Origin of the sequence: Massilia oculi (assembly GCF_003143515.1) — a bacterium.
Lineage (GTDB): Bacteria > Pseudomonadota > Gammaproteobacteria > Burkholderiales > Burkholderiaceae_D > Telluria > Telluria oculi.
On sequence record NZ_CP029343.1, the window covers coordinates 792,778 to 817,231 of the forward strand.

Here is a 24,454-nt window from a genome sequence, read left to right on the forward strand (position 1 = left end):
AAGGCCGCGCGAGCTCTGTGGTTCACTTGTGTACTAAGCTGTCCTACGGGTACTGCGTGTGCTTAGTGTAAGGTTTTATGCAGGCCTTGTAAATCGTACACGCGCAGTTCGTCGATGTGGGGCATGCCCTCGATCGCCGCTTCGGCGCCGGCGATCGTGGTGTAGGTCACCACGTGAGAGGCCAGTGCCGAGGTACGGATCGTGCGCGAGTCGGTGATCGCGCTGCGCTTTTCCTCGACCGTGTTCACGACCATGACGATTTCGTGGTTCTTGATCATGTCGACCACGTGCGGACGGCCTTCCAGCACCTTGTTCACCGAACGCACCGGGATGCCGGCCGCCGAGATCACGGCGGCGGTGCCCTTGGTCGCCACCAGGTCGAAGCCCAGCTTGACCAGGTCGCGCGCCACGCCGACCGCGCGCGGCTTGTCCGAGGACTTCACCGACAGGAACACGGTGCCCGACTTCGGCAGCTTGATGCCGGCGGCGAGCTGCGATTTCACGAAGGCTTCGCCGAAGGTGGCGCCCACGCCCATCACTTCGCCGGTCGATTTCATCTCTGGTCCCAGGATGGTGTCGACCCCAGGGAACTTCACGAACGGGAACACGACTTCCTTGACGCTGTAGAACGGCGGGATCACCTCCTTGGTGATGCCCTGTTGCGCCAGCGTCTGGCCGACCATGCAGCGCGCCGCGATCTTGGCCAGCTGCAGGCCCGTCGCCTTCGAGACGAACGGCACGGTACGCGAAGCGCGCGGGTTCACTTCCAGCACGTAGACGGTGTCGACGGTCTGACCGTCCTGTTCCGACTGCTGGATCGCGAACTGCACGTTCATCAGGCCGACCACGTTCAGGGCCTTGGCCATCAGCGAGGTCTGGCGCTTGAGTTCATCGATGGTGCTTTGGGACAGCGAGTACGGCGGCAGCGAGCAGGCCGAGTCGCCCGAGTGCACGCCGGCCTGTTCGATGTGTTCCATCACGCCGCCGATGAAGGTGGCTTCGCCGTCCGAGATGCAGTCGACGTCGACTTCGATCGCGTCGTTCAGGAAGCGGTCGAGCAGCACCGGCGAATCGTGCGAGACCTTGACCGCTTCGCGCATGTAGCGCTCCAGGTCGCGCTGCTCGTGCACGATCTCCATCGCGCGGCCGCCCAGCACGTAGGAAGGACGCACCACCAGCGGGTAGCCGATCTCTTCGGCCAGCGCCAGGGCGTCGGCTTCGGTGCGCGCGGTGCGGTTCGGCGGCTGGCGCAGATCCAGTTTTTGCAGCAGTTGCTGGAAACGCTCGCGGTCTTCGGCGGCGTCGATCATGTCCGGCGAGGTGCCGATGATGGGCACGCCGTTGGCTTCCAGGTCCAGCGCGAGCTTGAGCGGGGTCTGGCCGCCGTATTGCACGATCACGCCGACCGGTTTTTCCAGTTCCACGATCTCGAGCACGTCTTCCAGGGTCAGCGACTCGAAGTACAGGCGGTCCGAGGTATCGTAGTCGGTCGACACGGTCTCTGGATTGCAGTTGACCATGATGGTCTCGTAGCCGTCTTCGCGCATGGCGAGGGCGGCGTGCACGCAGCAGTAGTCGAACTCGATGCCCTGGCCGATGCGGTTCGGGCCACCGCCCAGCACCATGATCTTCTTCTTGTCGGTCGGGTTCGATTCGCACTCTTCGTCGTACGTCGAGTACATGTACGCGGTATTGGTCGCGAACTCGGCGGCGCAGGTATCGACGCGCTTGTACACCGGACGGATGTTCAGCTCGTGGCGGCGGGCGCGCACGGCGCTGGGGTCGACCTTCAGCAGGAAGGCCATGCGGCGGTCCGAGAAGCCCTTCTGCTTCAGCTTGTACAGCACGTTCCTGTCGAGCGACTCCAGGGTCTGGTTCTCGAGCCATAGCTCGATGTCCACGATCTCCTTGATCTGCACCAGGAACCACGGATCGATCTTGGTCAGATTGTGCACTTCTTCCAGGGTGAAGCCCTGGGCGAAGGCGTCGCCCACGTACCAGATGCGTTCCGGCCCCGGCTCGCCCAGTTCTTCCTCGATCTTTTCGCGGTCGCGGGTCTTTTCGTTCAGGCCGTCGACGCCGACTTCCAGGCCGCGCAGGGCTTTCTGGAACGATTCCTGGAAGGTGCGGCCCATCGCCATGACTTCACCGACCGATTTCATCTGCGTGGTCAGGTGCTTGTCGGCGGTCGGGAATTTTTCGAAGGTGAAGCGCGGGATCTTGGTGACGACGTAGTCGATCGACGGTTCGAAACTGGCCGGGGTCGCGCCGCCGGTGATCTCGTTGCGCAGCTCATCGAGCGTGAAGCCGACCGCCAGCTTGGCCGCCACTCTCGCGATCGGGAAGCCGGTGGCCTTCGAGGCCAGCGCCGACGAACGCGACACGCGCGGGTTCATCTCGATGACGATCATGCGGCCGTCTTTCGGGTTGATCGAGAACTGCACGTTCGAGCCGCCGGTGTCGACGCCGATCTCGCGCAGCACGTCGATCGACGCGTTGCGCATGATCTGGTATTCCTTGTCGGTCAGCGTCTGCGCCGGCGCGACCGTGATCGAGTCGCCGGTGTGCACGCCCATCGGATCCAGGTTCTCGATCGAGCAGATGATGATGCAGTTGTCGTTCTTGTCGCGAACGACTTCCATCTCGTACTCTTTCCAGCCGAGCAGCGACTCTTCGATCAGCAGCTCATTGGTCGGCGATGCCTCCAGGCCGCGCTTGCAGATCTGTTCGAATTCTTCTTCGTTGTAGGCGATGCCGCCGCCGCTGCCGCCCATCGTGAACGAAGGACGGATGATGGTCGGGAAGCCCAGCTCGCGCTGCACGCTCCACGCTTCTTCCATCGAATGGGCCACGCCCGAACGCGCCGAGCCCAGGCCGATCCTGGTCATCGCGTCCTTGAACTTCGAACGGTCTTCGGCCTTGTCGATCGCTTCCGGGGTCGCGCCGATCAGCTCGACCTTGTACTTGTCCAGCACGCCGTGGCGGTGCAGGTCGAGCGCGCAGTTGAGCGCGGTCTGGCCGCCCATGGTCGGCAGGATCGCGTCGGGACGCTCCTTCTCGATGATGCGCTCGACGACCTTCCAGGTGATCGGCTCGATATAGGTCACGTCCGCCGTTTCCGGGTCGGTCATGATGGTCGCCGGGTTCGAGTTGACCAGGATGACCTTGTAGCCTTCTTCGCGCAAGGCCTTGCAGGCCTGGGCGCCGGAGTAGTCGAATTCGACTGCCTGGCCGATGACGATCGGACCGGCGCCGATGATCAGGATGCTTTTGATATCACTACGTTTTGGCATATTATTTTTTCTCCGCTGCTTGCATCAGGCCGATGAAGCGGTCAAACAGGTAGGCGACGTCGGTCGGGCCGGGCGAGGCTTCCGGGTGACCCTGGAAGCAGAAGGCCGGCTTGTCCGTGCGGGCGAAGCCCTGCAGCGAGCCGTCGAACAGCGAAACGTGGGTCACGCGGCAGTTGGCCGGCAAGGTTTCCGGATCGACCGCGAAGCCGTGGTTCTGCGAGGTGATCAAGACCTTCTTGCTGTCCAGGTCCTGCACCGGGTGATTGGCGCCGTGGTGGCCGAACTTCATCTTCATGGTCCTGGCGCCGGAGGCCAGCGCCATGATCTGGTGGCCGAGGCAGATGCCGAAGGTCGGGATGCCCTTCTCGATCAGCTCGCGCGAGGCCGCAATGGCGTAGTCGCATGGCTCGGGGTCGCCCGGGCCGTTGGCCAGGAAGATACCGTCGGGGTTCAGGGCCAGGGCGTCGGCGGCGGTCGATTGCGCCGGCAGCACGGTGACCTTGCAGCCGCGTTCGGCCAGCATGCGCAGGATGTTGCGCTTGACGCCATAGTCGAAGGCGACCACGTGGTAGCGCGGATTGGTCTGCTTGCCGTAGCCTTCACCCAGCTTCCATTCGGTTTCAGTGAACTCGTAGGGCTCGGTCACCGAAACAACCTTGGCCAGGTCCATGCCGGCCAGGCCCGGGAACGAGCGCGCCAGTTCCAGCGCCTGGGCTGGCGACGGTTCCGCGCCCTGGGAGGCGGTCAGGATCGCGCCGGCCTGGGCGCCTTTTTCGCGCAGGATGCGGGTCAGTTTGCGGGTGTCGATGCCGGCGATGGCAACCACGTTCTCTTGCTTGAGGTAGTCGCCCAGCGACTGGGTCGAACGGAAGTTCGAGGCCAGCAGCGGCAGGTCACGGATGATCAGGCCGGCGGCGTGCACCTTGCCCGCTTCGACGTCGGCGCTGTTTACGCCGTAGTTGCCGATGTGCGGATAGGTCAGGGTGACGATCTGACGCGAGTAGCTCGGGTCGGTCAGGATTTCCTGGTAGCCGGTGATCGCGGTGTTGAACACCACTTCGCCGGTCGTATGACCGACGGCACCAATGGAAACTCCTTTGAAGATGGTCCCGTCAGCAAGCGCCAGGATGGCTGGAACGGAGGGGCCAGAAAAAAATGGCGGCAAGGGCAACTCCCGAAAAAGTTGCCGTAGCTTCGCCACGTCAGACCGACATCCAACTGTCCTGGACGCAGTGGAGCCGCCCGGTGTTGGAGGTCATGTTGAATGAGGGATGGTGGGTATGCGCTACGGCTAAGTTTGAATTAGATAAACTTCCGAATTATAGCGCGAACTCTGATGTTCGGCAATGCGGCGCTGCCACATACCCTCTCGCAAATTGCCGGAAGATGACGCACCCTGCCATCTTCCCTGCCCTGCTGAAACTTATGTTGGGTGCACAATATGGCGCACGCAATATGCCATCAAGCGGCGTTCAGGGCGGCAATCCCTGCCCTCGCGATCTGCACGTCCTGTTCCGACTTGACGCCCGAGACGCCGACGGCGCCGATCACGTGGCCGTCGACGATCACCGGCACGCCGCCTTCGAGCATGCCTTCCAGCTTCGGCGCGCTCAGGAAGGACATGCGGCCGCCATTGATGACGTCTTCATAGATCTTCGATTCGCGGCGGCCGAGCGCGGCGGTATTGGCCTTGGCGGGCGCGATATACGACGAGACTGGCGGCGCGCCGTCCAGGCGCTGCTGCCACAGCAGGTGGCCGCCGTCGTCGACGATGGCGATCGAGACGTTCCAGCCGTTGTTGACGGCTTCGGCTTCGGCGGCGGCGCCGATCTTCTTCACGTCCGCCAGGGTCAGGTAGGGTTTGGTGTTCATGGTGTCGCCTTTCTTATGGAATTTGCTGCCGGAGCTTGAGCTTGGCCTTAATTTGCGGCATGACGGCGGCAGCGGCCTGCTCGCCGGCCAGGATGGCGAGATTGCGTCCGCCGAAATCGCTCGATCCCATATTGCCGAGCGCCGGCGTGATCACGATGTCGGCGTCCTTCAATTCGAAATGGTTCAGGCGCTGGCCCATGATGCTGAAGGTCTGCATCAGGACGTCGAGCGAGCTGGCCGTGGCCGCGCCCTCGGTCGCGCTCGAGATATTGACGGCGATAATGAAATCGGCGCCCATCTCGCGCACGTAGCGCACCGGCACCGGCGCCACCAGGCCGCCGTCGACGTATTCCTTGTTGCCGATTTTTACCGGCTGGAACACGCTCGGCACGGCCGACGACGCGCGCACCGCCATGCCGGTATTGCCGCGGTTGAACAGGATCGGCTGGCCTGTCTTGAGGTCGGTCGCCACGGCGCCGAAGCGCAATTTCAGCTTTTCCATCGGCACATTGCCGATCGCCTTGTTCACATAGTTCTGCAGCGCCTCCCCCTTGAGCAGGCCGCTGGATTTGCTGAGCCACGGCATGGCCCAATCCGAGATGGTCGCCTCGTCCATGGTCAGGGCCGTCTTCTGCAGGGCGAAGCCGTTCAGGCCCGATGCATACAACGAGCCGACCACCGAGCCGGCGCTGGTGCCGACGACGATCTCCGGATAGATGCCCTGGGCCTCGAGGGCCTTGATCACGCCGATATGGGCGAAGCCGCGCGCGGCGCCGCCGCCGAGTGCCAGGCCGATGCGGATTTTCTTGGGCGGAAGCGGCGCCGCCTGGGAGGCGGCAACGGGCGAGGCGACGACGGGAGCCGGAGTCGGGGTGCTGCCGCAGGCTGCCAGCAGCAGCGCGGCGCAGGCCACGAGGGAAGAACGACGAGAAACCATGGAATGTACGGAAAGGAACGAGGCGACGATTGTACCTCGGCTCGTTCTCCCGAGCACATCCAACCCACCCAGGGTGGGCGGGCGGCGATCGTTACAGGCTGCCGCGCAGGCTCACCGACACGTTACGCGGATCGCCGTAGTACCAGGCCAGGCCGGTCGGGCCGAATTTCTTGTAGTAGACCTTGTCGAACAGATTGTTCACATTGGCCTGGACCGACAGCTTGTCGCTGAAGCGCCAGGCGAACATGGCGTTGGCGACGCCGTAGCCGCCCTGGGTCGCGGTCAGGCCGCCGCCGCGTACAAAGGAATCGCTCTGCATGTTGACGCCGCCGCCGACGGTCCAGCCCGGGCCGGAGCGGTTCGGGCTGTAGCTGGTGAACAGGCGCAGCTGGTGTTTCGGATCGATGCTGCGCAGCGGCTGGCCGGTATTGGCCGCGGTGTCCCGCACGTATTTGGTGCGGGTGTTGGTATAACCGGCCATCAGCTGCCAGCCAGGCAGGACCTCACCCGACACTTCTGCCTCCAGGCCTTCGCTGCGCTGCTTGCCGCCGGCGATGCGGCAATAGCCGGTGGTGAAGTACGGCAGGCAGGGATTGATCGACGACGCGTCTTCGATCGGGCGGCCGACGTTCTCGACCTGGAACAGGCCGACCGAGGCGTTCAGGCGGCCGCCGAAGAACGCCCCTTTCAGGCCGAGCTCGATGTCTTCGCCGGTGATCGGCTCGAGCAGGTTGCCGTCGGCGCCGCGCACGTTCTGGGGCGTGAAGATCTCGGTATAGCTGGTATAGGCGCTGATCTCGTTCGACAGGTCATAGACCAGGCCGACATACGGCGTGGCTTCGCGCGTCACCTTGTAGCCGCTGCCGTTGGCGCGGTTCTCGGTTTCCCACCAGCTCAGGCGCGTGCCGAGCGACAGGGTCAGTGGGTCGGCCAGCGCGATGCGGGCGGTGGCGAAGGTGCCGTTATTGGTCGTCACCGTCGGTGGATTGCCGCCGGCCGGCATCGTCGTCACTTCGCGTTCCGGATAACTCGAATACGGATCGAAGGTGCGGATATCGATGGTCTGCCTGAACAGGCTGCCCACGCCGTAGGTCGCGATCGTCCGGTCGTAGACGCGCTCGGCGCCCACCACCAGCGCATGCTTGCGTCCGAACAGCGTGAACGGGCCGTCGGCGACGATGCTCAGCGCCTGCTGGCGGCTGTCGTCGCCGGTGTATTGCGACGTCGTGATGTCCATCAGGTAGGGATTGGTGGTGCTGGTGCGCGTGATGTACGACTGCTTGAAGCCATTCGGCTTGATGCGCAGCCCGAGATAGCCGGCATTCGCACGCACGCTCCAGCCATTGTCGAAGCGGTGCTCGACGCCGATCTGGGCCTGGTCGTTGTAGCGGTTCCAGCGATTCCAGGCGGCGCTCAGGCCGGTCCCGATCGGCATGTTCAGCGACGTCCCGTCGAAATTACCCGGTATGCCACCCCAGGCGCCGGTGGCGTCGAGATCGGTGTGCTGCAGCCAGGCGGTGACCGTGGTGCGCGGCGACAGGTCGGCCTGGACCACGCCATACAGCACTTCGCGGTCTTCTTCGCGCCCGTTCTGGAAGAAGTCCTTCTTGTCCTTGACCGCCACCACCCGGCCGCGCACCGAGCCGCTTTCATTGAACGGGGTCGACACGTCGACCTCGACGCGGCGGCGATCCCACGAGCCGACCGTCAGGCCGGCCGACGCCTGAAACGTTTGGGTAGGCAGCTTGCGCACCATATTCACGGTGGCCGACGGATTGCCGGAGCCGCGCAGCATGCCCGACGCGCCGCGCAGCAGTTCGACCCGGTCCAGGACCGCCGTGTCGGGCTGGATGAAGGCCGAGCCGGACTGCTTGTAGCTCAGCCCATCGATCTGCATCGCATCGATGCCGAAGCCGCGCGCGTTGTAGCCGAGGCGCTCGCTGTCGGTGTACTCGACCGTGATGCCGGCGGTATTGGTGAGCACGTCGGTCAGGTCGAGCAGGTTGCGCTCTTCGATGAACTGGCGGGTGATGACGGTTACCGGCTGCGGCGTGTCGCGGATGTCCTGCTCGCCCTTGAACAGGGTCGAGGAACGGGTGGCGAAGGACTTGCTCTTCTCGGTGGTGGCGTCGTGCCTGCCGGTGATGTTGACGGTGGGGATCGCGTCCGCCGCGATGTCGTCCGGCGCTTCCGGCGCTGCCGCCATGGCAGTCAGCGGCGACAGCAGGGCTGCGGTTGCGCACAGTGCAGTGGCCTGGCGCACGAGACGGGCGATGGGCGTTGGGTGGGATACAACGGATGGCACTGGGCGCAACATGATCACTCCTTGAAAGTGTTTTGATAATGAGAATGATTCGCATTATAATTCTTGTTCAATAATTGATGCAATGCACATATTCGGTGCCTAAGCCAAAAAAGACATTCTTTATTTTGGAATAGCGGGGGCATCATCGAATTAAATAAACCTGAATAAAAGAAAGACGACCATGAAGAAACCGCTGCTCTCCTTGCTGCTCGCCCTTGCCGCCATCGCACCCGCCGCCCAGGCCCACCATGTCTGGCTGGAACAGGACGGCAAGACCGTGACCCTGCAGTTCGGCGAGTTCGGCCTGAACCAGCGCGAGACCACGCCGGGCCTGCTGGACAAGTTGGTCGCGCCGCGCGCGACCCTGCTCAAGGCGTCCGGTGAGACCGGGCTCAGGCTCGAGAAGACCACCAGGGGCTATGTGGTCGGCGGCGCCAGCCTGGCAGCGGGAGATGCGATCGTGGCCGAAGACAATGCCTATCCGGGCTGGGAAACGACCGAGGACGGCACGACCCGCCAGCACATCTGGATCCCGGCCGCGCGCCTGGCGACCAGCTTCGCCGCGCAGCAGCCGAAGCTGGCGCTGGACATCGTCCCGACCGGCACCCCCGGAGAATTCAGGGTGTTTTATCAGGGCCGGCCGCTGCCGAAGGCGAAGGTGGCGATCACCGTGCCGAGCGGCTGGTCGAAGGAAGCGCTGGCCGACGCCAACGGCGCGGTGAAGTTCGACCTGCCGTGGAAGGGCACCTATGTGCTGGAAACCGCGCATACCGACAAGACCGGCGGCGAGCGCGCCGGCGTCCAGTACGCCAGCGCCAGCCATACGTCCTCGCTGACCGTCGCGCAGCCGAAAGGCATCGCCGCCCTGCCTGCCGGTCCTGCGCTGGCGCCGGGCGCGCAGCACTGATCGCCGTCTGTTTTTGCATAGAAAGGCCAGAGTCTCATGACTACCCTCACCTGGCGCTACCGCGGCGGCGTGGCTGCGCGCGCGGCCGCGGCCATCGGCGGCGGCTATGTGCTGACCGCGATCGCCAGCGCGCTGATCGCCATCGCGCTGCCGCTGCCGCGCGCCGACGCCGTCACCATCGCCACCCTGCTCTCCTTCGTGGTCTATACCTGCGTGATCCTGTGGGTGTTCGCCACCGGCAGCGCGCTGCGCGCCTGGGTCGGCGTGGTCGCAACCAGCGGCGTGCTGGGCGCCATCCTGTGGCTCGCCGGGAGGACGTCATGAAAGAAGGCCTGCGCCAATCGATGGCCTGGGTGCACACCTGGTCCGGCCTGCTGGTGTGCTGGCTGCTGCTGCTGGTGTTCATGGGCGGCACCGCCGCCTACTACAAGCACGAGATCACGTTCTGGATGAAGCCCGAACTGCACAAGGCGGCCGATGCGCCCTCGAAGGTGACGCCAGCCGAATCGGCCACGCTCGCGGTGCGCGAACTGCAGCAGCGCGCCCCGAAGGCCAATGCCTGGTTCCTCGACCTGCCGCACGAGCGTAATCCGCTGATCTACGCCAGCTGGACCAATCCGCCGCGCAAGGGCATGAGCCGCGAAGAGCGGCGCGCCGCCTTCCGCACCCAGAACTTCACGCTCGATCCCATGACCGGCGAGCATACCGCCGCCCCGCGCGACACCCGCGGCGGCGAGTTCCTGTACCGCCTGCACTTCGACCTGTACTACATGTCGGCGATCTGGGGCCGCTGGATCGTCGGCATCGCCGCCATGTCCATGCTGGTGGCGATCGTCAGCGGCGTGATCACGCACAAGCGCATCTTCGAGGATTTCTTCACCTTCCGCCCCAGAAAGGGCCAGCGCTCGTGGCTGGACGCGCACAACGCGACGGCGGTGCTGGCCCTGCCGTTCCACCTGATGATCACGTATACCGGCCTGGTCACGCTGATGTTCATGTACATGCCCTCGCCCACCATGGCGCTGTACGGCGCCGAGCAGAACGTCATGTTCGCGGACGTGTTCCCGAATGCCGAGCGGGTGAAGCCGGCGAAACAATTCGCGCCGCTGGCCGACATCGGGCCGATGCTGCTGCAGGCCGAGCGCACCTGGGGCCAGGCGCCGACCCGGATCGTGGTGAGCAATCCGAACGACGCCAACGCCCGGGTGGCGCTGCATCGTCCTTCGGGCCAGCAGTTGTCGAACATCGAACCCACCATGACCTTCGACGGCGTGAGCGGCGCGCTGCTGTCAGGGCCCAAGCCGATGAGCACGACGCTGGACGCGCGCGCCGCGATCTACGGCCTGCATGTGGCCCACTTCGCCGACCCGCTGCTGCGCGCGCTGTTCTTCGTGTGCGGCCTGGCCGGCACCGCGATGGTCGCCACCGGCGCCCTGCTGTGGGGCGTGAAGGAGCGCCAGAAATACGCCAGGGCGATCGCGAAAGGCGGCAAGGCCGGCGTCGGGGTGCGCCTGGTCGACGCCCTGAACATCGGCGCCATCGCCGGCCTGCCGATCGCCTTCGCCGTCTACTTCTGGGCCAACCGCCTGCTGCCGGTCGAGATCGCGCAGCGCACGAACCTCGAGGCCAACTGCTTCTTCGTCGCCTGGGGTCTGGCGGCGCTGCTGGCGCAGATTCGCCCGACGCGCGCGATGTGGCGCTTCCAGCTGACGCTGGGCGCCATGCTGCTGGCCGGGATTCCGGTGCTGAACGCGCTCACCACCGACACCCATCTGGGCGTGACCCTGTTCGGCGGTCCGGCCCTGCACGCGGTGGCCGGCTTCGACCTGGTGGTGCTGGCGCTCGGCCTGCTGCTCGGCTACGCGGCCTGGTGGCTGGGCAGGCCGAAGAAGCCGGCGGCGGCATCAATGCGCGCGCCGGCCGACGTGAAGGCCGACGTGACCACCGACAAGCTGGAGGCTGCATGAGTGCGCTGATCCTGGCCGGCGCCGCGCTGGCGTATAGCGGCTTCGCCGCCAAGGGCCTGTCGATCGACCGCCATTACGCCGACATCCACGGCCGCGGCGCGGAACCGGACGCGGGCCTGCGCCTGGGTTTGCGCCTGCTCGGCTGGCTCGCACTGGCGCTGTCCTTCGGCGCCTGCATCGCGGCCAGCGGCTGGCATATCGGACCGGTCGTGTGGTGCGGCGTGCTGTCGCTGGCCGCCTGGAGCGTCACGCTGCTGCTGCAGTATGCGCCGCGCCGGGCGATCCAGGCGGCCTGGATCGGCGTGCCGGCGCTGGCCGTGCTGGTGGCCCTGCTGGCTTGACACCGATCCTGTCGTCCTATTTCGGCAGCCGCCCGTTGGCGCCCAGGGTCATCGTGGTGCGCGCGCCCGAACCGCGCACCCATCTCGCGCCGCGGACGATCGCCTGCCTGAGGGCCGGTTCGGCGAGCGCGGCGATCGGCCAGGCCACGGCAAGCGTCGCGGCGATGGCCAGCGCCAGGCCGGCAGGCCGGCCCAGGCCATTGCCGGTGGCGGCAACGAGGATCGCCCCGCCGACCACCTCGTGCGCCAGGTAGAACGGATAGGTGACCAGGCCGAGCATCCGTATCCTGGCCCCCGCGCGCGCGGAAGGCGTCCAGCGCTGCGCATTGACCAAGGAGACGCGGATCACCGCCAGCAGGGCCGCGAAGGACAGCAGCGCGCCGACCGTCACCCACCTGATGTCCAGGGGCCCCGCGTCGCCGGCGGCAAAGATGGTCGTCAGGCTCACCGAGCGGCAGACGATCTCGAGCGCCGCCGCGCCCAGGGACAGCCCGAACAGGACCCGGTCGCTGCGGTCCAGCGGCTGCCGCTGCGTCGCCATCCACAAATAGATCCCGATCGCGAAGAAGACCCCGTGGCGCAGCAGGAGCATGTTCTTCAGGCCGTAGCCGAGGTCGAGCGCGCCCGGACCCGACGTCGACGCCACCAGGTAGAACAGGGAAACCAGATAGGCGCTGCTGGCCACGGCCAGCAGCCGCGCCACCGCGCGCAGCCCCGCCCTTGCCCGCAGCAGTACGATGAACACCAGGGCATAGAAGGCGATTTCGATCGGCAAGGTCCAATAGGCGGTGGCCAGCGCTTCCTCGCCCACCAGCACCACGGAGCTGGCCAGCGCCCGCCACGCGGGATTCACGCCGATGCCCAGCGCGTGATAGGCCGGCGCGGGCACGACCGACAGGATCGCGAAGCTGATCGCGGCGACGATCCAGGCCGCCGGATACAGGCGCAGGAAGCGGTTGCGGGCGAACCGGTAGGGCGTGGAGGCGATGGCCGAGTTGGCGATGACGACGCCCGAAACGACGAAGAAGACCTGTACCCCGACCCAACCGAACGGCATGATATCGGCCTCGTTCGGCATCCGCCAGGTAAAGTGAAACAGCGCCACCATCAGTGCGCAGCCGAAGCGGACCAGGTCCAGGCCGAATGCATAGGCTGCGTGTTGCGGTGATAAATTGTCGCTGCCCAAATCTTGCCTCCGAAGTAAGGGGGCAAAGATATACAAAAGCACGGCACTTGTCTAATATATTGCCCGGCCGATCGCGTCCTCGACACGCCACAGCGCCTCTGACGGTCCTGCCGGCCCGCCATGGGCGCCCGACGCCGATACGCAATCAGGGTCAGGCGGGCAGCGAGGTGTTGGGAAGCGCGGCGGAGAAGGTGCTGCCCTTGCCTGGCTGTGAGGTGATCGTCAGCTTGCCGCCGTGGCGCAGCAGGACGTGCTTGACGATTGCCAGGCCGAGGCCGGTGCCTTGGGTCTCGCGCGAACGGCTCTTGTCGACGCGGTAGAAGCGCTCGGTCAGGCGCGGGATGTGTTCGGGGTCGATGCCGATGCCGCAATCCGTCACCGCGAAACTCAGGGCGTCGGCGCGACGGGTCCAGGCCAGGCGGATCGTGCCGCCGTTCGGCGAGTAGCGCACCGCGTTCGAGGCCAGGTTGGCGAAGGCGCTGCGCAGTTCTTCCATGCTGCCCATCACGTCGGGGCCGTCGACCGCCACCTCGATCTGGTGCCGGCCGCCCGACAGGGCGCGCGCCTCCGCGGCGATCGATTCGACCAGGCTGCGCACGTCCACCCGCTCGCGCTTGAGCGGATACTCGTCCGACTCCAGCCGCGACAGGGTCAGCATGTCCTGGATCAGGCGCTGCATCCGGTGCGCCTGCTCCGTCATCAGGTTCAGGTGCGCCATCCGCGTGGCGACGTCGATGCCCGGGTCGGACATCGCGATCTCCAGGAAGCCAACGATCACCGTCAGCGGCGTGCGCAGCTCGTGCGAGGCGTTGGCGATGAAGTCGCGCCGCATCGCCTCGATGCGCTCGGTGTCGGTGGCGTCGTGCGTCACCAGGATCTGGCGCCGGTTCTCGAACGGGATGATGCGGCATTCCAGCTTGCGGCCGCGGAACGACAGCGTCAGCGGCTGCTCGTAGCGCCCCAGCACGATGTAGTCGATGAAGTCCGGATGGCGCACCAGGTTCGTGACGCGCAGGCCCTTGTCGCGCTCCATCGTCAGGCCCAGGTGCTTCTCCGCCGCCGGGTTGCACCACTCCAGGAACAGCACGTCGTCCATGATGGCCACGCCTTCCGGCAGCAGGTGCATCGCCTGGCGGAAGCGCGCCAGCCACTCGGTCAGTTCGGCCTGGTGGCGCTCGTCGTCGCGCCTGAGACGATACAAGCGCGCGAACGCATCGGTCCAGGCGCCCCAGCCGTCCGGCAGGCGCGTGCTGTGCGGCTCGTCCAGCCACTCGCCCAGCTTGTACAGGTACGACAGTTGCGTGAACACGGCGGCCGCCATGCCGGCCAGGGCCAGCGCCAGTCCGGCCACGGGGCCGAACCACCACCACACCACGCCGGCCGCGGCGAACAACAGCGCCGTGCGCAGCAGCGCCGGCACCCAGAACAGCAGCTTGGGATTCATCGCGTCCTTCGACACCGCTTATTTCTCGGACAGCATGTAGCCGACGCTGCGCACGGTCCGGATCAAACCGTCCGCGCTCTTGAGCGCCTTGCGCAGCCGCAGCACGTGCACGTCGACCGTACGCTCCTCGATCACCGCGTGGTCGCCCCACACCTTGTCGAGCAGCTGGGCGCGCGAGAACACGCGCTCCCGATGCGCCATCAGGTACTTCAGGAGCTTGTACTCCGCATTGCCGATGTCGATCTGCTGGTTCTCGACCGTCACCGTGCAGCTGTTCGGATCGAGCGTCACCGTGCCGGCGCGCAGCGGCGCCTCGGCCAGGTGCGGCGATTTACGGCGCAGCAGCGCGCGCGAACGCGCCAGCAGCTCGCGTGGCGAGAACGGCTTGGTGATGTAGTCGTCGGCGCCGTTGTTCAGGCCCGCCAGCTTGTCCTCTTCCATGCTCTTTGCCGTCAGCATGATCACCGGCAGGTCCTGGAAATCGCGGTCGGCGCGCAGCCGCGACAGCAAGCGCAGGCCGCTCTGGTCGGGCAGCATCCAGTCCAGCAGCAGCAGGTCGGGCTTGCCCCGGCTGATGCTTTCCCAGGCGCCGGCGGCGGTGTCGGCGGTGCGGATGTCCCACCCTGCCTCGCGCAGCGAATACGTCACCAGCTCGACGATCGCCGGCTCGTCTTCGACCACCAGGACGGAGGTATTGTCCGCCATGCTCAAGCCGCCGGCTGGTCGTCGAGGATCACCTTGCTGTGACGGATGTCGCGGCCTTCGACCACGTAGATCACGTATTCCGCGATGTTCTTGGCGTGGTCGCCGATGCGCTCGATCGCCTTCGCCACCCACAGCGTGTCCAGCGCCGACGAGATCGTGCGCGGGTCTTCCATCATGTAGGTGACCATGGTGCGCAGGATGGTGCGGAACTCGTGGTCGACCACCTCGTCGCCGGCGATGATCTGCAAGGCCTGCTTGCCGTCCAGGCGGGCAAACGCGTCCAGCGAATCGTGCAGCAGTTCCGAAGTCGCCTTGGCGATGGTGCGGATCATGTCGTAGTGGGCGAAGCCGGTGGTGCCGCGCTCGTGCAGGCTTTTCGCGGTGCGCGCGACCTTGGTCGCCTCGTCGCCGATGCGCTCCAGATCGGTGATGACCTTGATGGTGGCCATCACGGTGCGCAGGTCGTTGGCGGTCGGCTGGCGCTTGACGATCAGGTGGCTGCAGGCGTCGTCGAGCGAGACTTCGAGCTGGTTGACGGCCTGGTCTTCGGCCATCACGCGCTCGGCGCGCGCGATGTCGCCGATGCGGAAGCACTCGAGCGCTTCCTCGAACTGGGTTTCCACCATGCCGCCCATCAGCAAGACCTGGGAACGGATGCCCTCGAGTTCCTGGTCGTACTGCTTGGATGAATGCTCGCCTGTCATAACTTCTCCGTCAAATATTCTTGTGAAGCCGGCCCTGGCCGGCAAAATGATCAACCGGGTGGAATCAGCCGAAGCGGCCGGTAATATAGTCTTGCGTTTCCTTGCGCGCCGGATTCATGAAGATCTGGTCGGTCTCGCCGAATTCGACCAGCTCGCCAAGATACATGTAGGCAGTGTAATCCGAGCAACGCGCGGCTTGTTGCATATTATGGGTGACGATGGTGATCGTGTAATCCTGCTTCAGCTCGCTGATCAGTTCCTCGATCTTGGCGGTCGAGATCGGGTCCAGCGCCGAGGTCGGTTCGTCGAGCAGCAACACATCCGGCTTGACCGCCACGCCGCGCGCGATGCACAGACGCTGCTGCTGGCCGCCCGACAGCGACAGGCCGCTCTTGTTCAACTTGTCCTTGGCTTCTTCCCACAGCGCCGCCTTTTTCAGGGCCCACTCGACGCGCTCGTCCATCTCGCCCTTCGACAGGTTTTCGTACAGGCGCACGCCGAAGGCGATGTTGTCGTAGATCGACATCGGGAATGGCGTCGGCTTCTGGAACACCATGCCGACCTTGGCGCGCAGCATGTTGACGTCGACACCCGGCTCCAGGATGTTGCGGCCGCGGTATATGATCGAACCCTCTGCGCGCTGGCCCGGGTACAGGTCGTACATCCGGTTCAGAGTGCGCAGCAGGGTCGACTTGCCGCAGCCCGACGGGCCGATGAAGGCCGTCACCTGCTTGGCGTGGATGTCGAGCGACACATTTTTCAGACTCTGCGTTTTGCCGTAAAAGAAGTTCAGGCCCTGGATTTCGATCGTCTTGGCTTTGGCGGCGGCCGGCGCCGGAGTCGTATTGAGCATGGCTTGGTTCATCACTTTGTCTTTTATCAGTGGGATTAACGCGGGGTCTTTTGGGCAAACATGGTGCGCGAAATGATGTTCAGCAGCAGCACGGTAGCGGTCACGAGCAGTGCACCACCCCAGGCCAGCGAACGCCAGTCATCGTAAGGGCTCATCGCGAACTGGTAGATCACGACCGGCAGGTTGGCCAGCGGCGCATTCATGTCGTGGCTGTAGAACTGGTTGTTCAGCGCGGTGAACAGCAGCGGCGCGGTCTCGCCGGCCACGCGGGCCACGGCCAGCAGCACGCCGGTCACGACGCCGGCCTTCACGGCGCGCAGGCGCACCGTCATCGCCACCTTCCAGTGCGGCGCGCCGAGGGCATAGGCCGCTTCCAGCAGGCTCGACGGCACCAGGCGCAGCATATTGTCGGTGGTGCGCACCACGACCGGCACCGCGATCAGGGACAGCGCGATCGCGCCGGCATAGCCCGAGAAGTGCTGGACGTTGGCGACGTAGATCGCATACACGAACAGGCCGATCACGATCGATGGCGCCGACAGCATGATGTCGGTCACGAAGCGGGTCACTTGCGCGAACTTGTTGTTCTCGCCGTACTCGGCCAAATAGATGCCGGCCAGGATGCCGATCGGGGTGCTGACCAGGGTCGACAGGCCGACCATCATCAGCGAGCCGACGATGGCGTTACGCAGCCCGCCGCCCGGCGTGCCCGGGGCCGGGGTGTCGTTCGTGAACAGGGTGCCGGCCAGGGCGCCGAAGCCGTTGTACAGCAGCGTGCCCAGGATCCAGGCCAGGAAGGCCAGGCCGATGCCCATGGCCAGCACCGACAGCGTGATGCCGACGCGGTGGGCCAGCAGGCGCTTGCGATAGACGGGGTTCTTAATTGTCGTATTCATTTGCACGGCCTTCTTATTTGGTGCCTTCGTTACGGACATACCGAGCAGCATCAGCTTCGCCGCCGACAGCACGATGAAGGTGATCGCGAACAGGATCAGCGCCAGGGCGAACAGGGCCGACGAGTGCAGCGCGGTCGCCGCTTCGGCGAATTCATTGGCCAGGGTCGACGAGATCGAGTTACCGGCCGAGAACAGCGAGGCCGAGATGCCATGCGAGTTACCGATCACGAAGGTGACAGCCATGGTCTCGCCCAGTGCGCGGCCCAGGCCCAGCATCACGCCGCCGACGACGCCGTTGCGGGTGTACGGCAGCACCACCTTGCGCACCACTTCCCACCTGGTGCAGCCCAGGCCGTATGCCGATTCCTTCAGCACGGTCGGCACGATCTCGAACACGTCGCGCATCACCGAGGCGATGAAGGGGATGATCATGATGGCCAGGATCAGGCCGGCGGTCAGGATGCCGATACCCATGATCGGGCCCTGGAACACCACCCCGATCAGCGGCAGCTGGCCGAGGGTATCCTTGAGCGCCGGCTGCACGTACTCGGCAAACAGCGGCGCGAACACGAACAGGCCCCACATGCCGTAGATGATCGACGGCACGCCGGCCAGCAGTTCGACCGCGGTGCCGAGCGGACGGCGCAGCCAGACCGGGCAGATCTCGGTCAGGAACAGCGCGATGCCGAAACTGATCGGGAAGGCCACCGCCAGCGCAATGATCGAGGTCGCCAGGGTGCCATAGATCGCGATCATGGCGCCATACTGGTCGTTCACCGGATCCCACTCCACCCGGGTGATGAAGCCCAGGCCGAATTCCTTGAAGGCCGGGGCCGCGCCGATCGCCAGCGAGACGATGATACCGGCCAGCACCGCCAGCACCGAGGCCGCGAACAGCCAGGTGACTTTATGGAAGAAAAAATCCTGCAGGCGCTGGTTGCGCATGGTATTGCGCAGCGCGGGCGATTCGAAGGTGTCGGCCTGGGCCGCTGCCTTGGCGGGCAGCTCGTTCACGGACACGGATGGATGGACGCTCATGGTATGGTTGACTTCGCTATTAATATCGTTTTGTCAATATCGCTGGCATGCGGAAAGACCGGTCGCACCGGCCCTTCCGGGTTCAGGAAATGTGGATTACCAGAGCGCCTTGCCGGACGCGTCCTTCAGGTTGGCGCGCCAGGCTTCCTGCACCAGCTTGGTGACTTCGGCCGGCATCGGCACGTAGTCCAGCTCGGCGGCCGACGGAGCGCCGTTCTTGTAGGCCCAGTCGAAGAATTTCAGCACTTGCTGGCCCTTGGCTGCGTCCTGGGTCTTGTGGACCAGGATGTACGAGGCGCCGGTCACGGGCCATGCGCCCTTGCCCGGCTGGTGGGTCAATACCACCGCGAAGCCCGGGGTGCCCTTCCAGTCGGCGCCGGCGGCGGCGGCCTTGAAGGCGTCGTCCGAAGGCTGCAGCCAGGCGCCGTCGGCGCCTTGCAGCTGGGTGTGCGCCATCTTGTTCTTCTTGGCGTAGGCCCACTCGACATAGCCGATGCCGCCCTTGATGCGCTGCACGTTGGCGGCCACGCCTTCATTACCCTTGCCGCCCACGCCCACCGCCCACTTGACGGTGGTGCCGGCGCCGATGGTCGATTTCCAGGTCGGGCTGACCTTGCTCAGGTAGTCGGTCCACAGGAACGAGGTGCCCGAGCTGTCGGCGCGGCGCACGACGGTGATGTCGGTGGCCGGCAGCTTGACGCCCGGGTTCAGCGCGGCGATCTGCGGCGCGTTCCACTTGACGATCTTGCCCATATAGATGTCGGCGATGACGGCGCCGCTCAGTTTCATCTGGCCCGGAGCGATGCCATCCAGGTTCACGATCGGCACCACGCCGCCCATGATGGCCGGGAACTGGAACAGGCCGGCCGCATTCAGTTCGTTCGCCGCCAGCGGCATGTCGGACGCGCCGAAATCGACGGTCTTGGCCTTGATCTGCTTGATGCCGGCGCCCGAACCCACCGACTGGTAGTTCAGGCCGACACCGGAAGCCGCCTTGTACAGCTCGGCCCACTTGGCATAGATCGGGTATGGGAAGGTCGCGCCGGCGCCGGTGATGTTGACGTTCTGGGCGCTGGCGGAGAATGCCGTTGCGGCCAGGGCGATCGAGACGAGGAGGTGCTTCATGCGCATATCGGATCCTTTGGAAGTGACACACGGGATGGTCCCGCTGACGATGAGGCGCAGTCTAGCGGGCGAATATGACAGGTTCATGACATATTTGGCCAATGTGACATGAACATGACACGCGCGCAAGGATGTCATCGCCGGGCGCGGCGCGGCGCGCGGATGGAAATCGGCGTCAGCCGAATAATGTCATGTTCCGCATTGTGGACACTTGTAAATACGCCATTGCCTGCTAACCTGAGATAGTAGTCACGGAATGGAGGGGACGCCGACAGGCGTCTGGTTCATATGTTAGATCTGATGGTGATGGGGATCCTGAGCGGACTGGCCGCCCTCGTGGCGTTCGAGATCTACCAGGAGATCCGCGGCAGTTCCAGCGATTTGCACGACCGCTATCACGAATAGCGAATGGCCCGCTCAGTGGGCCGATACATCAGGCGGCGAGGCCAATGGCGCTTGCCGCTTGTCGCATGCGGGGCGGATTCAGCGCATGAAGCGCGCCAGCGCCGTCACCGCCGCCAGGTCGGGTTGCAGGAACTGGAAGCCGACCTTGAACTCGCCGCTGCTGAAGATGCAGTATGACACCTTGACCCGCGTATTGATGGTCACGAAGCTGCCCTCGACCAGCAGGTCGAAGGACAGTTGCCCGCCCTGCCCGACCGCCAGCGGATCGGCCAGGCTGACGCTCACGCCGTTGGCGCCGACGTCGGTGGTCTTGCCGCCGACCGGCGGCTGGCCGTCCATGGCGAGCATGGCCTTGGTGCGGTACACCTTGCGTGGGGATTTCCGTTGGTCTTGAAACACGTGTTTATCCGAATACAGTGAACAAGACACAATTATAGAATCTTCCAGGAAATCCGACACCCCATGCCCCTGGCCGGCAGGGCCGACTTGACCGTCAGTCGATCTCGCGCAACTTGCTGAACGCCTCCTCGATGCGTTCGACGGCGATGATGCTCATGCCCTCGATCTTCGCCTTCGGTGCGTTCGATTTCGGGATCAGCGCCAGCGAGAAGCCCAGCTTGGCCGCTTCGCGCAGGCGCTCCTGGCCGCGCGGCGCCGGCCGGATCTCGCCGGCCAGGCCGACCTCGCCGAACACCACCAGCCCGCGCGGCAGCGGCTTGTTGCGCATCGACGAGTTGATCGCCAGCAACACGGCCAGGTCGGCCGCCGGTTCGGTGATCTTGACGCCGCCGACCGCGTTGATGAACACGTCCTGGTCGAAGGCCGCGATGCCGGCGTGGCGGTGCAGGACCGCCAGCAGCATCGCCAGGCGGTTCTGTTCCAGGCCGACCGACAGGCGGCGCGCGTTGGGCAGGTGGCTGGCGTCGACCAGCGCCTGAATTTCCACCAACAGCGGCCTGGTGCCCTCCTGCGTCACCATCACGCAGGAACCCGGGACCTGGCTGTCGTGCTGCGACAGGAACAGGGCGGAAGGATTCGACACCCCTTTCAGGCCCTTCTCGGTCATCGCGAACACGCCCAGTTCGTTCACCGCGCCGAAGCGGTTCTTGATTGCCCGCACCAGGCGGTAGCTCGACTGCGTATCGCCCTCGAAGTACAGCACGGTGTCGACGATGTGCTCCAGCACGCGCGGGCCGGCCAACGCACCTTCCTTGGTGACGTGGCCGACCAGGATGATGGTGACGCCGGTCTGCTTGGCCACCCGCGTGAGCTGGGCCGCGCATTCGCGCACCTGGGCCACCGAGCCGGGGGCCGAGGTCAGCGCATCCGAATACATGGTCTGGATCGAGTCGATCACCACCACGTCCGGCTTGAGGTCGGCGATCGTGCCGAGGATTTTCTCGAGCTGGATCTCGGCCTGCAGTTTCAGGTCTTTCGCATCCACCGCAAGGCGGCGCGCCCGCAGCGCGATCTGGGCGCCGGATTCCTCGCCGCTCACATAGAGCGTGCTGCGCACCGCGGACAGGCTCGACAGCGCCTGCAGCAGCAGGGTCGACTTGCCGATGCCGGGGTCGCCGCCGATCAGGACCACGCCGCCGGCCACCAGGCCGCCGCCCAGCACGCGGTCGAATTCCTCGATGCCGGTGCCGAAGCGCGGCACGTCGATCGCCTCGATGTCGGCCAGCGACAGCACTGGCGCCGTCTGCGCCAGGCTGCGGTGCGGGGTCTGCGACATGCGGTTGACGCCGGGCGTGTCGACGACGGTCTCGACCATCGTGTTCCAGGCCTTGCAGTCGGCGCACTGGCCGGTCCAGCGGGTGGCGATCGCGCCGCACTCGCTGCAGGTGTAATTGGTTTTCGCTTTTGCCATCGTACTTGTATATATGGGTATGGTCGGGCCGCTTCAACCGTCGGTGCCGAGACGGCCTTCGGTCACGCGCACGCGCGGCGCCAGCGCGCACATCAGCTCGTAGCCGATGGTGCCGGCGGCCTGGGCCACGTCGTCGATCGGCAGCCCGTCGCCCCACAAGGTGACCTTGCTGCCGATGCGGGCGTTCGGGATGGGCGTCAGGTCGACGGTCATCATGTCCATCGAGACCCGGCCGACGAGCGTCGTGCGCACGCCGTCGACGATCACCGGCGTGCCGTGCGGCGCGCTGCGCGGGTAGCCGTCGGCATAGCCGCAGGCCACCACGCCGATCGTCATCGGGCCGTCGGCCTCGAAGCGGCTGCCGTAGCCGACCGTGTCGCCCGGCCCGATATGCTGGATGCCGATCACTTCCGAGCGCAGGGTCATGGTGGGACGCAGGCCGAAATCCTGGGCGCTGCGCCCGCCCGGCGTGCCGCCGTACAGCATGATGCCGGGCCGGACCCAGTCGTTCGACAGCTGGCCGGCCAGTTCGGCCTGGTGCAGCACGCCGCCGGAATTCGACAGGCTGCGCTCGCCGGCCAGGCCAGCGGCCCCCAGCTGGAAACGCCGCACCTGCTCGGCGATCGTCAGGCGCGGGTGTTCCAGTTCGTCGGCGTTGGCGAAGTGGGTCATGTGGGTGATCGAGCGCACGTCGCGGATCGCGCGCAGGCGCTGCCAGGCGGCGGCATACTCGGCGGGCGGAAAGCCCAGGCGGTTCATCCCGGTGTTCATCTTGAGGTAGACGTCGATCGGGCGGTACAGCTGGGTGTACTCGAGCAGCTTGACCTGCTCGATGCTGTGCACGGCGGTGGCGATATCGTGCTCGGCCAGCATGGGCACGTCGGCCGCTTCGAAGAATCCCTCTAATAAAAGAATCGGCTTGGTCCAGCCGAGCTGGCGCAGCCGGATCGCGCTTTCCAGCTCGACCAGCGCCAGGCCGTCGGCGCTGGCGAAGCCGCGCAGCGCGCGCTCCAGGCCATGGCCGTAGGCATCGGCTTTCACGACGGCCCAGATCTTCGCCAGCGGCGCGCAGCTGCGCGCCTGGGCCAGATTGTGTTGCATGGAATCGAGGTGGATGGTGGCGAAGAGCGGACGCGGCATGGCAATCTTTTAAGAAAAACGGAGGGAATCCGGTATAAAACGTCAAGTGCCTATTTTACCGGAGCGGACCGCGCGCCGCCGCCATGGCACCGTTTCCCGTTTCGCCCGTCTATGCATTCATGGTATAAAGCAACCCGGACCAGATTTGTGAATTCTCGAATGAACCGTGGTTTCTATACCATCATGGCGGCGCAGTTCTTCTCGTCGCTGGCGGATAACGCGCTCCTGTTTGTCGCGATCAGCCTGCTCGTCGCCATGGATGCGCCGGCATCGCTGACTCCGTTGCTGAAGCTGTCATTCGTGCTGTTCTACGTCTTGCTCGCCGCTTTCGTGGGCGCCTTCGCCGATGCCCTGCCGAAGGGGCGCGTGATGTTCATCGCCAACATCATCAAGGTCGCCGGCTGCGCCTTGATGTTCTTTACCGTCCACCCCCTGCTCTCGTATGCCGTGGTCGGCTTCGGCGCGGCCGTGTATTCGCCCGCCAAGTACGGCATCCTGACCGAATTGCTGCCGCCCGAGAAACTCGTGCCCGCCAATGGCTGGATCGAGGGGTTGACCGTGATGTCGATCATCCTCGGCACCGTCCTCGGGGGCACCCTGGTGAGCGAGCGCGGCGCGAACTTCCTGTTGTCGTTCGACGCCTTCGCGGGCCTGGGCATCACGACCGGCGCCGAAGCCGCGATGGCGGTCGTGGTCGGCATCTACATGCTGGCCGCGCTGTTCAACCTGCGCATTCCGGACACCGGCGCGCGCTACGAACACCAGGAACGCAACCCCATCAAGCTGATCACCGACTTCGCCAACTGCTCGGCCACCTTGTGGCGCGACAAGCTGGGCCAGATCTCGCTGGCCGTGACGACCCTGTTCTGGGGCGCCGGCGCCACCCTGCAGTTCATCGTGCTGAAATGGGCCGAGCGCTCGCTCGGCCTGCCGCTGGACAAGGCCACGAACCTGATCGGCGTGGTCGCGATCGGCGTGGCGCTGGGCGCGGCCATGGCGGCGCGCATGATTCCGTTGCGCAAGTCGCTGACCGTGATTCCGATGGGCATCATCATGGGCCTGGTCGTGACCGTGATGGTGTTCGTCACCTCGGTATCGGTGGCCTACCCGCTGCTGGCGCTGATCGGTTTCCTGTCGGGCTTCTTCGTGGTGCCGATGAACGCGCTGCTGCAGCACCGCGGCCATGTGCTGATGAGCGCCGGCCACTCGATCGCGGTACAGAACTTCAACGAGAACCTGTCGATCCTGGTGATGCTGGCCGCCTACGCGATCATGATCACCCTGAACCTCGACCTGGACATCATCATCGTCATCTTCGGCCTGTCGGTCGCCGGCATCATGCTGCTGATCCAGCGCCGCCACACGCTCAATCAGCGCGAACACGATTCGCTCGGGCTGATCGGCGAAGGCAAGCACTGACCGACCTTCCGTTCTTTTCGATCCCGCTGTAACACTCGCTTACATCG

General features: G+C 65.3%; 20 protein-coding genes and 1 pseudogene. 5 read left to right on the top strand and 16 right to left on the bottom strand.

Annotated features, from left to right (window positions below; genetic code table 11):
• Positions 1–62 precede the first annotated feature (62 nt).
• From carB to DIR46_RS03690, 5 genes are all read right to left on the bottom strand, one after another.
• Complete coding sequence (gene carB, locus DIR46_RS03670; RefSeq protein ID WP_109344025.1) at positions 63–3,293, bottom strand: carbamoyl-phosphate synthase large subunit; 3,231 nt, start codon at positions 3,291–3,293, stop codon at positions 63–65.
• Between the two features lies 1 nt (position 3,294).
• On the bottom strand, positions 3,295–4,458 hold the full coding sequence (carA, locus tag DIR46_RS03675) for a glutamine-hydrolyzing carbamoyl-phosphate synthase small subunit (RefSeq protein ID WP_109344026.1): 1,164 nt from the start codon (positions 4,456–4,458) through the stop codon (positions 3,295–3,297).
• 296 nt (positions 4,459–4,754) lie between these two features.
• Complete coding sequence (locus tag DIR46_RS03680; protein WP_109344027.1) at positions 4,755–5,165, bottom strand: GlcG/HbpS family heme-binding protein; 411 nt, start codon at positions 5,163–5,165, stop codon at positions 4,755–4,757.
• Between the two features lie 13 nt (positions 5,166–5,178).
• The gene (locus DIR46_RS03685; RefSeq protein ID WP_109344028.1) at positions 5,179–6,102 is read right to left on the bottom strand and encodes a patatin-like phospholipase family protein; all 924 of its coding nucleotides are present in this window, start codon (positions 6,100–6,102) and stop codon (positions 5,179–5,181) included.
• Positions 6,103–6,193: 91 nt separating this feature from the next.
• Positions 6,194–8,419 carry a TonB-dependent siderophore receptor gene (locus tag DIR46_RS03690; protein ID WP_109344029.1) on the bottom strand — a complete coding sequence of 742 codons (2,226 nt, stop codon included), beginning with the start codon at positions 8,417–8,419 and terminating at the stop codon, positions 6,194–6,196.
• A 169-nt stretch (positions 8,420–8,588) separates the two neighbouring features.
• Here DIR46_RS03690 and DIR46_RS03695 point away from each other — a divergent pair, with 169 nt between their 5' ends.
• From DIR46_RS03695 to DIR46_RS03710, 4 genes are read left to right on the top strand one after another with little or no spacing between them, the layout of a single operon-like run.
• A complete protein-coding gene (locus DIR46_RS03695) occupies positions 8,589–9,314 on the top strand; it encodes a DUF4198 domain-containing protein (protein ID WP_109344030.1) in 726 nt (241 codons plus the stop codon).
• A gap of 36 nt (positions 9,315–9,350) precedes the next feature.
• A complete protein-coding gene (locus DIR46_RS03700) occupies positions 9,351–9,638 on the top strand; it encodes a DUF3649 domain-containing protein (protein WP_109344031.1) in 288 nt (95 codons plus the stop codon).
• Entirely contained in the window at positions 9,635–11,281 is a 1,647-nt protein-coding gene (locus tag DIR46_RS03705; RefSeq protein WP_109344032.1) for a PepSY-associated TM helix domain-containing protein, read from the top strand. Before DIR46_RS03700 ends, DIR46_RS03705 begins: the two co-directional genes overlap by 4 nt.
• Positions 11,278–11,622, top strand: coding sequence for a DUF3325 domain-containing protein (locus tag DIR46_RS03710; RefSeq protein WP_109344033.1), 345 nt, complete (start codon positions 11,278–11,280; stop codon positions 11,620–11,622). Before DIR46_RS03705 ends, DIR46_RS03710 begins: the two co-directional genes overlap by 4 nt.
• 16 nt (positions 11,623–11,638) lie before the next feature.
• On the opposite strand, the gene DIR46_RS03715 is transcribed toward DIR46_RS03710, so the two are convergent.
• The 11 genes and pseudogenes from DIR46_RS03715 to alr all read right to left on the bottom strand — a co-directional run bounded on the left by DIR46_RS03715 (position 11,639) and on the right by alr (position 22,988).
• Complete coding sequence (locus tag DIR46_RS03715) at positions 11,639–12,808, bottom strand: acyltransferase family protein (protein WP_109344034.1); 1,170 nt, start codon at positions 12,806–12,808, stop codon at positions 11,639–11,641.
• Positions 12,809–12,959: 151 nt separating this feature from the next.
• Positions 12,960–14,252 carry a phosphate regulon sensor histidine kinase PhoR gene (phoR, locus tag DIR46_RS03720; RefSeq protein WP_109344035.1) on the bottom strand — a complete coding sequence of 431 codons (1,293 nt, stop codon included), beginning with the start codon at positions 14,250–14,252 and terminating at the stop codon, positions 12,960–12,962.
• A gap of 18 nt (positions 14,253–14,270) precedes the next feature.
• Positions 14,271–14,957: a response regulator gene (locus DIR46_RS03725; protein WP_109344036.1), complete on the bottom strand. Its 687-nt coding sequence runs from the start codon at positions 14,955–14,957 to the stop codon at positions 14,271–14,273.
• 2 nt (positions 14,958–14,959) lie between these two features.
• Positions 14,960–15,661 carry a phosphate signaling complex protein PhoU gene (phoU, locus tag DIR46_RS03730; protein WP_109344037.1) on the bottom strand — a complete coding sequence of 234 codons (702 nt, stop codon included), beginning with the start codon at positions 15,659–15,661 and terminating at the stop codon, positions 14,960–14,962.
• 64 nt (positions 15,662–15,725) lie between these two features.
• Positions 15,726–16,526, bottom strand: coding sequence for a phosphate ABC transporter ATP-binding protein PstB (gene pstB / locus DIR46_RS03735; RefSeq protein WP_109344038.1), 801 nt, complete (start codon positions 16,524–16,526; stop codon positions 15,726–15,728).
• Between the two features lie 23 nt (positions 16,527–16,549).
• Positions 16,550–17,410 (bottom strand): phosphate ABC transporter permease PstA, encoded by an 861-nt coding sequence (gene pstA / locus DIR46_RS03740; protein WP_109347891.1) that lies wholly within the window; start codon positions 17,408–17,410, stop codon positions 16,550–16,552.
• Positions 17,411–17,443: 33 nt separating this feature from the next.
• Positions 17,444–18,355, bottom strand: a pseudogene (pstC, locus tag DIR46_RS03745) (phosphate ABC transporter permease subunit PstC); the annotation flags it as partial.
• A 189-nt stretch (positions 18,356–18,544) separates the two neighbouring features.
• Positions 18,545–19,579 carry a phosphate ABC transporter substrate-binding protein PstS gene (gene pstS / locus DIR46_RS03750; protein WP_109344039.1) on the bottom strand — a complete coding sequence of 345 codons (1,035 nt, stop codon included), beginning with the start codon at positions 19,577–19,579 and terminating at the stop codon, positions 18,545–18,547.
• A gap of 477 nt (positions 19,580–20,056) precedes the next feature.
• The gene (locus DIR46_RS03755) at positions 20,057–20,377 is read right to left on the bottom strand and encodes a PilZ domain-containing protein (protein ID WP_109344040.1); all 321 of its coding nucleotides are present in this window, start codon (positions 20,375–20,377) and stop codon (positions 20,057–20,059) included.
• A 94-nt stretch (positions 20,378–20,471) separates the two neighbouring features.
• Positions 20,472–21,848 (bottom strand): DNA repair protein RadA, encoded by a 1,377-nt coding sequence (gene radA, locus DIR46_RS03760; RefSeq protein WP_109344041.1) that lies wholly within the window; start codon positions 21,846–21,848, stop codon positions 20,472–20,474.
• A 33-nt stretch (positions 21,849–21,881) separates the two neighbouring features.
• The gene (gene alr / locus DIR46_RS03765; protein WP_109344042.1) at positions 21,882–22,988 is read right to left on the bottom strand and encodes an alanine racemase; all 1,107 of its coding nucleotides are present in this window, start codon (positions 22,986–22,988) and stop codon (positions 21,882–21,884) included.
• Positions 22,989–23,147: 159 nt separating this feature from the next.
• On the opposite strand from alr, the gene lplT reads away from it, so the two are divergent.
• Positions 23,148–24,407: a lysophospholipid transporter LplT gene (gene lplT / locus DIR46_RS03770; protein ID WP_109344043.1), complete on the top strand. Its 1,260-nt coding sequence runs from the start codon at positions 23,148–23,150 to the stop codon at positions 24,405–24,407.
• Positions 24,408–24,454 lie beyond the last annotated feature (47 nt).